11 protein-coding genes are annotated in these 11,861 nt (G+C 36.6%); all 11 read left to right on the top strand.

Going from position 1 to position 11,861, the window contains the following annotated elements; all coding sequences use genetic code 11:
* Positions 1 to 53: 53 nt before the first annotated feature.
* Complete coding sequence (locus IEV85_RS00885) at positions 54 to 545, top strand: hypothetical protein (protein ID WP_188459913.1); 492 nt, start codon at positions 54 to 56, stop codon at positions 543 to 545.
* 264 nt (positions 546 to 809) lie between these two features.
* On the top strand, positions 810 to 1,322 hold the full coding sequence (locus IEV85_RS00880; protein ID WP_188459912.1) for a hypothetical protein: 513 nt from the start codon (positions 810 to 812) through the stop codon (positions 1,320 to 1,322).
* Positions 1,323 to 1,895: 573 nt separating this feature from the next.
* Positions 1,896 to 2,183: a hypothetical protein gene (locus IEV85_RS00875; RefSeq protein ID WP_188459911.1), complete on the top strand. Its 288-nt coding sequence runs from the start codon at positions 1,896 to 1,898 to the stop codon at positions 2,181 to 2,183.
* A 2-nt stretch (positions 2,184 to 2,185) separates the two neighbouring features.
* On the top strand, positions 2,186 to 2,662 hold the full coding sequence (locus tag IEV85_RS00870) for a hypothetical protein (protein ID WP_188459910.1): 477 nt from the start codon (positions 2,186 to 2,188) through the stop codon (positions 2,660 to 2,662).
* A gap of 114 nt (positions 2,663 to 2,776) precedes the next feature.
* Positions 2,777 to 3,442, top strand: coding sequence for a TRADD-N-associated membrane domain-containing protein (locus tag IEV85_RS00865; protein WP_188459909.1), 666 nt, complete (start codon positions 2,777 to 2,779; stop codon positions 3,440 to 3,442).
* A 400-nt stretch (positions 3,443 to 3,842) separates the two neighbouring features.
* On the top strand, positions 3,843 to 5,258 hold the full coding sequence (locus IEV85_RS00860; protein ID WP_188459908.1) for a hypothetical protein: 1,416 nt from the start codon (positions 3,843 to 3,845) through the stop codon (positions 5,256 to 5,258).
* A gap of 103 nt (positions 5,259 to 5,361) precedes the next feature.
* On the top strand, positions 5,362 to 5,880 hold the full coding sequence (locus IEV85_RS00855; protein ID WP_188459907.1) for a DMP19 family protein: 519 nt from the start codon (positions 5,362 to 5,364) through the stop codon (positions 5,878 to 5,880).
* A 153-nt stretch (positions 5,881 to 6,033) separates the two neighbouring features.
* A protein-coding gene (locus tag IEV85_RS00850; protein WP_188459906.1) for an IS3 family transposase occupies positions 6,034 to 7,109 on the top strand; the annotation gives its coding sequence in 2 pieces (ribosomal slippage) (positions 6,034 to 6,286 and positions 6,286 to 7,109; 1,077 coding nt in all).
* A 431-nt stretch (positions 7,110 to 7,540) separates the two neighbouring features.
* A complete protein-coding gene (locus IEV85_RS00845; protein ID WP_188459905.1) occupies positions 7,541 to 9,463 on the top strand; it encodes an ATP-dependent nuclease in 1,923 nt (640 codons plus the stop codon).
* 4 nt (positions 9,464 to 9,467) lie between these two features.
* Positions 9,468 to 11,249 (top strand): ATP-dependent helicase, encoded by a 1,782-nt coding sequence (locus IEV85_RS00840; RefSeq protein WP_188459904.1) that lies wholly within the window; start codon positions 9,468 to 9,470, stop codon positions 11,247 to 11,249.
* Between the two features lie 76 nt (positions 11,250 to 11,325).
* The gene (locus IEV85_RS00835) at positions 11,326 to 11,859 is read left to right on the top strand and encodes a hypothetical protein (protein WP_188459903.1); all 534 of its coding nucleotides are present in this window, start codon (positions 11,326 to 11,328) and stop codon (positions 11,857 to 11,859) included.
* Positions 11,860 to 11,861 lie beyond the last annotated feature (2 nt).

Below are 11,861 nucleotides of genomic sequence, written 5' to 3'. Positions count from 1 at the left end.
TACATATACTTAATTGTTATGCGGCATTTTAAAACGACACGACCGACAGAATTATGATAAGAATAATAGTTGACAAATTAGGTAGCGGACACGATGACATTTTCTTGAAAATTGACAACCTTCCGATATATACAAAAACTGGCGACAGTTACTATTTGCTCGACTTTTTAGAAATCAGTGACGAAGAATTAAAAAATAATAATGTTAAGGACGGACAATTTTTAAACTATGCGACAACTAAACTTATTGACTATTGGAATAGTAGAATTGGTCAGGCAGAAAAAGGGACAGAAATATTTCTACCATTTGACTTTCAAGACGAATATATTGGTGGACTATTACTTATTGAGACAAGTCTAGGTTTTAAAACCAAGGTTGTTTATTCTGATAAAGTTCATAGTTATGAAGTAAACAAATCTGTTTTTGACAAAGTAGTTTCAGACAGACAGATAGAATTCCTTGACGAAGAAAAAGCTGAATGGTTAATCAGTCACGACCAAATATTTAATGGACTAGAATGGAGCAAAGACGAATTGAAAGAATAGAAAAACGACCGCATAACACGGGTTTTGCGTCAGGCGGGCTGATGTGCAAACTTGAATCTTTATGCTACTATTGAACTTTAGTAATAAATTGAAACTTTGCGCTCCGAAACCCGCCCGTACGCAAAGCCCCAAAACCGTTAGCAGTAATTCCTCCTATAGCCAAGTCATTGACTCCACAAGCTAACTGAGAACCAAAGATTGTAGAGGAATTAAATTCAAAATATTGATTTTCAAAAGTTTTAGAAACATTAGCCGGAATATAAAATGTCCAAAGAATTATCAGAAATCATTGAACTAATCGCAGACTATAAGTCTAAAAAGATTGATCTTGAGTATTTAACTGGCTCAATTTATAGTAGAATTAATCTTATTACAGAATCAAATTTACAATCTGAAAGACTTAAATTAACTGCAATAGCAGATGATCTTCCTACAGCGCCATACATTGTAAACGAGGAGGTAGATAATAGTCTTAGGTTGATCAAGAGGGTATGTCTCGAGGCAAATAAAAGCGATGTTCAGGAATCAAAACTTTTAGAACCTGAGTTTTTATGCCCTCCAATAACTGAATTAATAAGTCATTACAAAAATTTTGGTGGACGAATAACTGAACAATATATTCGAGATCCTCATTTCAGAGAAACATACACCAAAATAGAAATGACGGGTTTCCCTATCGGCAAACAAAACATTGACAAAACAAAGATTATAAAACAAAGTGCTGTTTGCGAATGTCATTGGAGTGAAGTTGAAATAGCAGTTTTGAACAAACAATAATATTTGATAATTTCTGATGATTGCAACAGACTTATAAGATTTAAAAATGAGATTTTCATTTAAAATGAGACTGTAAAGTTAAATAAGTAGGTCATTCAAATTATACTAACAATTCATTCTCTTATTATGGCTAATCAGCAATAGGAAAATAAGATTTGTTAGAATAATGATAAAGAAAACTGCTAACATTCTGTGCTATGAAAAGCCATAAGAAAGCCAGCTAACCATAAATGGTAAGTTTGTTCTATGAATTTACGATATTTAATTTAAAACACTACTGTTATTGTTGGTTGCTAGTGCTCTATTTATACGTCTGAAGAAACCCTTATTCTTTCATTAAATGATTAAACCCACAAGCTACTTATAGGTGTTATGCTGTGCTATTCGGTGAAATATTTGCATTTAAGGAAAGAAGAAGCTATGGTCATAGCATGGCATAAGATAACCGAAAGAAAGCAGTGTGTAAATGTTTGTAAGCGTTTACAAGCGTTTGTTGTCGGTTAGGAAACATATAAAGTAAATAAATGCACCTTCAGGTGTATTTAGCGAATTGTTGTACTTCATGCTGGCAAGATGAAAAATTCCTACTTCGAAATAGAATGGATAATAGACTTGATAAAGGAACAAGAACCAAACAGAACTGACTTAATCGAGCAATTGAGAGCGTCTGAAATAAGACAATGGATTAGGCGACCATACCTTCGCTTAGTATCTGGAGAACGACCAAATCAGCAAGGTTCCGAATGGCAATTTTTGGAAAACATAGTTTTAGAGCATGCAACTGAAGGAACTATAGTTCTTGACATATTGAAAGACGGGCGAATAGGTGGAGTTGAGTTTCTTAGGCAAATAAAGTATTAATAATGGACGAATACCAAGGTTATTTTGCGGATTGCTATGTTTTGACAGACAAGAGAACAGAATCATTTGTAGAAGAATTTCTTAACTATTTTGTGCCAGATAGAAGAGAAAGCGCTGATGAATATGAAGTTCCTCAATATGCTGAAAATCCAGTTGAAGTTTTTGAGACCGCAAAAGAAGCTGTTAAATTTCTTGTTGAGAATAAATCTGTAAAACACAATCTTTATTGGGCTAATCCAACGAAATCAGATTTGAGAGGGGCTGAACTTTTCTTCACAGATGATTCTCATATTATCATGGGAATTTATTGTGAAACAAAACATCCTAATACAGAAATTGAGGATAAAATATTTAAAGAAATAAGAGAATTATGTGGAAGTGATGAAGGATATATTACCTATGAAGATACTCCACCACATAACAGTGAAGAATTTAGAGAAATTATAAAAAACACGAAATCACAACAAACACTAAAATGAATATGCGAACTTAGCCCTATGATATTACAATTCAAACTTATAACCTCAGTGCTTCTAACAACTGGGGCGCTTACTCATTTTAGTTGGACGTTATGTGGCATATCAGAATAGCCAATGGAATCACTGACTAAGACATTAATCGAGACTCTTTCCTTAATACTCCCAATAGTAGCGGTATTATTCTCCGCGCTGGGATTAATTCGGTTTGGTCAAGTTCGTAAATTCAAATTTGGAAACTTCGTAATTGAAGGAGACGGAACAACTAAGCGTGATTATGACGACTTGATTAAATCTCTTCGTTCCGACTCAAAAAATGATCTGCCTTTTGAAATAGAGCAACTAGCGAAGTACTACACACAAATTCTATATCAAACCAAAGTCAGCTTTTGGTTTAGTATAATATTCGCATCTCTCGGGTTTTCTATTATCGTATTTGTAATATTTGCCAACCAAGATTTGGCATCTGCTCAGTCAATTGCTTCATTTATATCCAGTGCGGTTATTGAGGCTGTTTCTGCCTTGTTTTTCACAAGATCCAATAAAGCTCAAAAAGAAATGGAAGAATTCTTCAACAAGCTGAGAACAGATCGAAAACAGGCTGAGGCTAGAAGAATGACAGACAATATTGAACATCCATTGCTCAAGGATGTAATGAAGATTCAACTAGCATTACACTATTCCGACATAGCTACTGACTCCAACTCAGTAAATGAAGCAATAGCGAAAGCAATTGGAAACGAAGGCTTCTATAACCCGAAAGCTGGATCTGAGCCAAATTAAGCCACATAACAATATGTGCTGTGAAAAGCCATAAGAAAGCCAACTAACCATAAGTATTAGGTTTGTTCTCTCAATTTACGATATTTTAATTCAAAACACTACTGTCATTGTTGGTTGCTAATACTCCATTTATACTTCTGAAGAAAAACCCTTATTCTTTCATTAAATGATTAAAACCACTACCTACTTATTGGTCTTTTTATGTGCTATTCGATGAAATATTTGCATTTAAAGAACGAAGAAGCTATGTTCATAGCTTTGAATAGGATAACCGACAGAAAGCAGTGTGTAAATGTTAGTAAGCGTTTACAAGCGTTTGTTGTCGGTTAACAAATATAATGCGGATATAACAACTTTGGTTACTATATTCGGGTGTTAGCTACTATAAAAGAAACAATAGATGAATAAATTAGTATTTCCAATTCTAATCATATTTTTCCTATTTGGGTGTAAAGAAACATCCCAAACTGATGTGATAATTAATCAAGAATATGGAGAGATTCCCATGCAGCTAATTGACTCTTTACGACTTATTTCAGGGGCAAATCAAGAATTTAAAATTGACAATTCTAAATCAAACACTATAGTTGGAGACAAGGGAACAATTCTTATAATTCCTGAAAACTCAATAACTCATCCAAATGGAAATAGGCTGAATGGAGAAATAACAATTCAATTGAAAGAGAATTTTTCAATTCAGGATTTCATTACTTCTAATCTTCAAACAATTCACAATGACCAAATTCTTGAAAGTAAAGGAATGATATACTTCTCAGCTAAAGATGAGCATAGTAATGAGTTGAAAATAGCAGACAATGCTTCAATAAGAATTCAAATTCCACAAGAGGACTTAAACAATGATCCTGACATTTTTCTTGGTGTACGTGATAAAGGGGGGCTAATAAATTGGAAGCAAAAAGAAGAACCTGCAAAATCGTTAATACCCTACCCGATAAAGTTTCTTACCAAGAACCAATTCCTGACCGAATGTTCAAGTCATTATGGAATAACAACTGATACAATCAAAAACAAGTATTACAATTACTACGGTAATATAACTGATTTTGAAAACACTATTCTGGCTACAAAAGAGTTTGCCGACAGATACTATTCAACATGTTGGGAAGAAGTAGTTAATATTTACATAGAAAACCTAGATAAAAACCTTTGGGAGATCGATGAAATGGTTGTTGACTATTTTATTAAAGATTCAACTGACCGAGTTAATTATCACTTGAATAATATACCGCCAGGACCTAATGGAGGGCCAAGAACCCAGGCACAAAAAGATGCTCATGAATCTATTCTAAAAAGAGCTAAAGAACATGGTCAATGGACTATTCAACTTTATAAAATGTTTGCCTCACAAAAACTAACTAAGATTGACACAACAAAGTTGATAGATACCACAAAGCTTGAAAGCTTAAATTCAGCTATGATTTCCTATGACGCAATTAAATTTGGATGGGTAAATGTTGACTTCTTCTATGAAGACCCAAAAGCAATTCCAGTAAAACTAATTGCCAAAACCAACCAAAAATCCCCACTGATTAATCTGATTTTTAATGGAAGAAAGGTCATCCTGAGCGGTACAGAACATTCAGCTAATGAATATTGGTTTACAAAAAATGAAGATGGGTATAATAAACTACCGAAAGGAGAAAAAGCAACGATTATAGCTATTGGGTTAAGTGAAACTGATTTACAATTTGGAGAAAAAGAAATTTTGATTGGCGAGAATGAAATTGAAGACATTAAGATGACTTCTATTTCAGGAAATGAATTGAAAATAAAATTAGAAAAATACGGTAGCTAACATGGTGTATAGTGCATAGCACCCTTCGTGATTCTACAACACCATACACAGGCCGTTGTATGTAATTGTCGCAACCTGAAATATCATTATAAAACAGAAGCAAATGGATAAAGACCCATACAGTGGACTTTCATGGATGACTGAAGAAATGAAGAACGAACTCATGAAACGAGACAAAATTGTTTTGGAAGAAGACTTTCAAGGTCTCTTTATGCTAAAGAATAATTCAGATTTTTCCATAGCTTTATACGAAATTCTAGTTAGACGCTATGAAAGAGACCCTAACTCACTCAATACTGTAGAACTAGATTTATTCCTATGTATGCACCTTGAAAACGCAGGACAGGCTGACTCCATTTTAACATTTTTACAAGAATGGTTTCCTCAATATAAGGAACGGGTTATTGTATCATTAATGGCAATTGGAGCGATCAAATCCTCTGAAATAATAAATCAGGCTGTACAACTCTTGCCTATAGACGGAAGCTGGTTTTATGATAGTTCTAATGAGGTATCAGAAGAAAAAATGGCTAAACTTGACAGGGAATTCTCAAATTATCCTGATGGCTTTATGCGAGAATTATATCGTAAGTATGCCGACAAGCATAAGAACGGGGAATAGAACGATAAACTACCTACAACAAAAGCTGCTACGAAAAGCCAAAAGAAAGCCAATCCTAAATAGTAGGTTTGTTCCATGAATTGAAGATATTTTGTAAGCTTCCCCACAAATCGGACAGTTTAAAAATAGACAAAATTTGTAAATTTAAACTGTATGAAAAAGACAAAATTCACCGAGAGCCAAATTATTAAGGCTCTAAAATCTCATGAAGCTGGCAGGGATGTCAACGATTTATGCCGTGAGCTAGGAGTTCACAGATCCACCTTCTACAATTGGAAGAAGCAATATGGGGGCATGGAGGTAAAGGAGCTAAAGCGCTTAAAGGAACTTGAGGAAGAAAACCGAAAACTGAAGCAGATGTATGCTGACCTGGCCCTGGACAACAAAATCCTTAAAGATGTCATTGAAAAAAAGTTTTAGCCCCTGCTGAGAAGAGCCAAGGGGTAGCTTATATTCTGAAAGAATACCCCGTGAGCATCAGCAGGGCCTGCCTTTTAGTAAACTTTAGTCGTTCCAACTATTACTATAAGAACAAGAAAGATGACATTGAACTTATCGATACCCTTTCTGCTTTGGCAGAAAAACATGCAGGCTATGGTTTTTGGAAGCTGTATAAACGGCTTAGGAAAACAGGCTATCCATGGAATCACAAAAGGATTTACAGAATTTACAGGCTTTTAAATCTGAGCATGAGAAGCAAAAGCAAGAAGAGACTACCAGCAAGAGTGAAACAACCTTTGGTCGTGCCGGAGGGGATTAATAAAGGATGGTCTATGGATTTTATGAGTGATAGTCTTGGCTCTGGCAGAAGGTTTAGGACACTCAATATTGTAGATGATTTTAACCGAGAAATATTGCATATAGAAATTGCTACAGGTCTACCCTCTCAGAGGGTCATACGCGTTCTTGAAGAGCTTCAGGACTGGAGAGGCTTGCCTGAAGGGATCAGAGTGGACAATGGACCGGAATTTATAGCTCAAAGGTTGGCGGACTGGTGCGAATCAAAAGGGATAACCCTTCAGTTTATACAGCCCGGCAGGCCTATGCAAAATGGGTATGTTGAAAGGTTTAACAAAACTTACAGAGATGAAATCCTGGACAGGTATTTATTCCTTGATCTTAACGAAGTACGGCAATTTACTACTGAATGGATGGAAGATTATAATAACTTCAGGCCACATGATAGCCTGAAAGATTGCACGCCAACTGAGTATGCCCAGCTGGACTAGGCGTTAACAGTGGATAACTCTGGCGAGTTACCCACAATTAACACCTTTAATAATAGTAGTTATCAATGAAGAAGTCTACTTTTGGATTGTCCAAGAAAGGGGAAGCTTACAATTTAATTTAAAACACTATTGGCATTGTTGGTTGCTAGTGCTCCATTTATACTTCTGAAGAAAACCCTTATTCTTTCATTAAATGATTAAACCCACTCCCTACTTCTAGGTATTTTGCTGTGCTATTCGGTGAAATATTTGCATTTAAAGAAAGAAGAAGCTATGTTCATAACTTTAAGATAACCGACAGAAAACAGTGTGTAAATGTTTGTAAGCGTTTACAAGCGTTTGTTGTCGGTTAAGAAAAATATAAAGTAAATATATGCACCTTCAGGTGTATTTAGCGAATTGTTAGCTGTCATGCAGAAAAACCTTGAAGAATGTACTTATCCTATTTGAGCATTAAGAATTATCGTGGTATTGAATATCTCGAAGTCGATTTCGACCCTAACATTAATATCATAATCGGTGAAAATGGGTGCAATAAATCTGCTGTAATTGATGCTATTCGCCTACTTTACAACTTAGGTGAGCCCCTTCGCGATATTTCCGTTTCTCTTAATGACTTTCACGAAAAGAGCACAAAAGCAGGAAACCAAATTAAAATTGAAACTTCAACGCAGATAACAATCACCTACCATTTTAAAGGGCTTACTAATTCTCAAAAGGGCGCCTTTTATGAATACATGGTCATTGATCCAGATAACAATGAAAATGACTATGCTAAGATTACGCTTCAATATGAGAACAGGAATGGGAAATATCCGCATTTCACCTATAGCACTGGTGATGTTGAGGGGCAGAGAGCAGATTACAAAACCTTTGAATTGTTCCAGCACTATTATCTGGGAGCTCTTAGGGACAGCACCAAAGACTTACTTAACACAAGAGGTAATATTCTTGGAAGAGTAATAAAACGCTTTGTGGACCGAAAGGACAGCGGAGCAGATATCGAGCAAATAATGAAAAGAGCCAACGATGAACTGTTGGAGCGGGAAGAAGTAAAAGACACACGCGAGGGTGTTAACAGTAATCTGAAAGGAATATTCAAGGCATTTGAAGACAACAAAATAGGACTACAGATTGAACAATCTAAAACTGAATACATCGTCAATGCCATTAAGCCCTTCTTGCCACATAACCGGGACACACTTAAAGATGAAGGCTTCTATCTGTGGCAAAACAGTCTTGGCTACAACAACCTTATTTATATTGCCACTGTGCTTGGCGACATAAAAGAACAAATTGCAGATGATAGCACACCACATTTTGCGTTGCTGATTGAAGAGCCAGAAGCGCACCTGCATCCACAACTCCAACTTAGCCTTTACAACTTTTTAGAGAAAGCAAATGAATCAGATAATAGTCAACTATTTATTACCTCACATTCCCCAACGCTCACGTCCAAGGTGCCACTTAAAAACCTCATACTACTAGAGAAAACCAAAGCGTACAGACTTGGAAACCTATTTAATGATCGGGAGGCCGAGAGTATTGTTGAAGACACCTCAAAGAACACCCCCCTAACAAAACCCGATTTTGAGATTAGGCGAAAGAAACTGGAACGGTACATCGATGTAACCAAGTCTCAACTGCTGTTTGCCAAGTCTGGACTTTTTCTAGAAGGAATATCAGAAGAACTGCTTATTTCTGCCTTTACACAAATCGAAGACTACCGTCTAGAAGATTACAGAATAGAATTGGTGAATGTCCGAGGCACTTCCTTTTACCCTTTCCTGTACCTCTTTAATTCTACAGACCCTTCAAAACAAATTGACAAAACTATTGCAATCCTAACAGACGAAGACCAGTTTACAGATTCAAAGACCAAGGAGTACAGCTTTAAAAGGTTACTTGAAAACAACTATGCAAAACTCACCGAGCTAGACACCAAAATCCAAGACGGTAATGTTAACACAAGGGTTGCAAACCTTCAGTCCGTAGCTAATGGAAATGCCAAGATAAGCGTAAACACTGCGTTTAAAACATTGGAATATGAACTTGCTCTGGCTAATGTTCCAAAGGATAGAACTAAGCTGACAGATAACTTTCTGTTCTCATATCTCGCAGTCTTGGATTCAAGCAAAACGGAGCCGATTAAGACCTACACAGCTACATTTGAGAATGACCAAATGAGTGATGATGAACACCGGAGAACGTCCATTTTGCTTTGGAAAGCTATGCCCGGAAAGGCCGTTTTCGCTCAGGATTTTGCCCTTCATATTCTCGAAAACCTCGAAAATGCGCGGCAGAACTTTGTTATTCCGCAGTATATAAAGACAGCATTATCTCAGTTAAAGTAAGGCAATGGAATTTGAGATTAATCCACAACGCCAAGCCTATCTGGATGCACGAAGCAAAATTGTTCTGAATGCTTGCCCTGGAAGTGGAAAAACCACTGCCATAGCAAGAAAGCTCATGCTGCTACAGGACGAATACAAAACAACTCTTAGCCGCTTCAGCGGCATTGCCTGTTTATCATTCACCAATACAGCAAAAGACGAGATAAGCAATAAATACACCGAATTGAGTGGGGATTATTTAGGCTTTCCACACAAGGTTTCTACCATAGACAGCTTTATCAATCATTACATTACTCTGCCATACTACTATCTCTTTGTAAAAAATGCCAAGCGGCCTAAAATCCTTGATGAACCTGGTTTTCTTAATGATGCTTGGAAAGGTAGGTTTCAATTTAAGGCAAGAAATAATCAGCTCATTTGCTTTGCTTATCCTCCTTCTTCCATCAGGTTTGAAAGTGATGGTACTTTCTCGTCAAACGGTTACAAGCCTTCCGCGGACAAGGTGGCACCAGACGTTTTCAAAAATTATTGCATCGCGCTAAAAAAATGGCAAGTTCAAATTGGCCTGATAACAACGAGCGATTCTGCGTTCATTGCGCTTAGCTTGCTTCGCAACCAACCCAAAATCGGTAATTGGCTAGCGCTTCGCTTCCCGCACATAATTGTAGATGAAGCGCAAGACAATTCAGCCGTTCAACATGCTCTGTTTGACAGACTTGTAGAACTCGGTCTAGTCAATCTAGAATTCATTGGTGACCCGTATCAAAGCCTCTATCAATGGCGCGATGCAGACCCCGGCCTTTTCATTACTAAATATGCCGATGCTGAAAACTGGCAAGGACTGGATTTAACCGACAACCGTAGATCTCCACAGCGTATCATTGACTGTTTTTCTATTCTTCGCAAGGAAGGCGACCCCGCTATAAACACCGCCTGCTCAACTGATATGAAATTACCTGTTATGATTTATCGATACAACGAAACAAATTCCCCACTCATCGTGCAGCATTTTGACCAGCGTTGTATGGAAAACGGGCTGGTAGACAATCAGATCGTTGTCAGGGGAAATGCATTAAAAAATCAGATGTTAGGCAAATCAGCCGATCAAGTTCCATGGAAAAGCGACCTTCCTTACCGGATTATCGATGCCAAGCATAAATTTGAAGGCAATGAAATAAAGGCGGCTATTAAGGCAATCCGTTCCATCGTGGTAGTACTCATTGGTAGGGGGAAAGAAATGACAGACATTAAAGAATTGGAACAAGAACTCAAAACAGACAATCAATTCAATGCACGGTTGTTGAATCTACTGCACGACCTTCCGAGCTTTGACCAGACCATTTCCGATTGGACTACCTCAACCCAAACATTCCTGAAGGAAAGACTGGAATTAACTGAGAGTGTCAATTTCGAGCAAAAGGAAAGAAGCTTTAAAGGGAAATTTGATAAAGCCATATTAAATGAACCTCTCAAGGACCATTTTAAGAAGTCATATTCAGAAAGCAGAATCCCTATTACCACCGTTCACCAAGTCAAGGGGAAATCACTGGATTCTATCTTGGTCTTTTTCAACGAAAAAAAGCACAAAGACAATATCACCTTTTCAGACATTGAATCCAGCGGGCAGGCCTTTCCTAGCGAAAAGCAGCGAATTATATATGTGGCACTATCACGCCCAAAACACCTGTTAGCAATGGCCTTCCCCGAATGTATTTCCGAGGATGAACTTAAAGCTAAGTTTGGAGATACTATAAATATCGTAAATAGTGAAGAATTAGAAAATTAAGCACGAACAGCCAACAAAGTATATAAGCCATACCCTTCGGGATCGGCTCATATACAAGACCGTTGTAAACCATTAAATGAACGTAATTGACTACATAAAGAATATTGAGAATTGTTTATTGCTATTCAATAAGACATTTGATACTCCTATATCCTCTTTTCATTTGGACAATGATAAAATTGAAGCAAAGACTTTCATTTATATTATGGATAAAAAGAATACTGAAAGCATCGAAGAAGCATTGATGATTTCAATTATCCAAGAATTTGTTCGTTTCGGAGATTTCTATTTTGAGAAAGAAAGTAAGACTGAAATATTAGATAAAGTAATTACACACCTCAACCATCATTTTGGGAGCAGTAAATTTGAATTGAATTCTCAAATTACCTTTGAAAATAAGATTGAAGGGTATAAAAAATGGCCTTTAACCAGAATCTATATCAATGGAGATTGGAATTCAACCATTTCAAAATCAGAATTGTTTAGGCAAGATTGGATTCACGAAAATTCCTTTAAAACCTTTCATTTAAAATCTGAGTGGAATGATGAAGATTATTTATTTGAAACTGAAAATTATTATATAAGATATAATTGGGGAACAAGCGCATAAAA

The sequence above is a fragment of the Marivirga lumbricoides genome, from assembly GCF_014636295.1.
In the GTDB taxonomy this organism is placed as follows: Bacteria; Bacteroidota; Bacteroidia; order Cytophagales; family Cyclobacteriaceae; genus Marivirga; species Marivirga lumbricoides.
The sequence above is the reverse complement of the archived record's forward strand: the minus strand, read 5'-3'. Positions and strand labels throughout refer to the sequence as shown.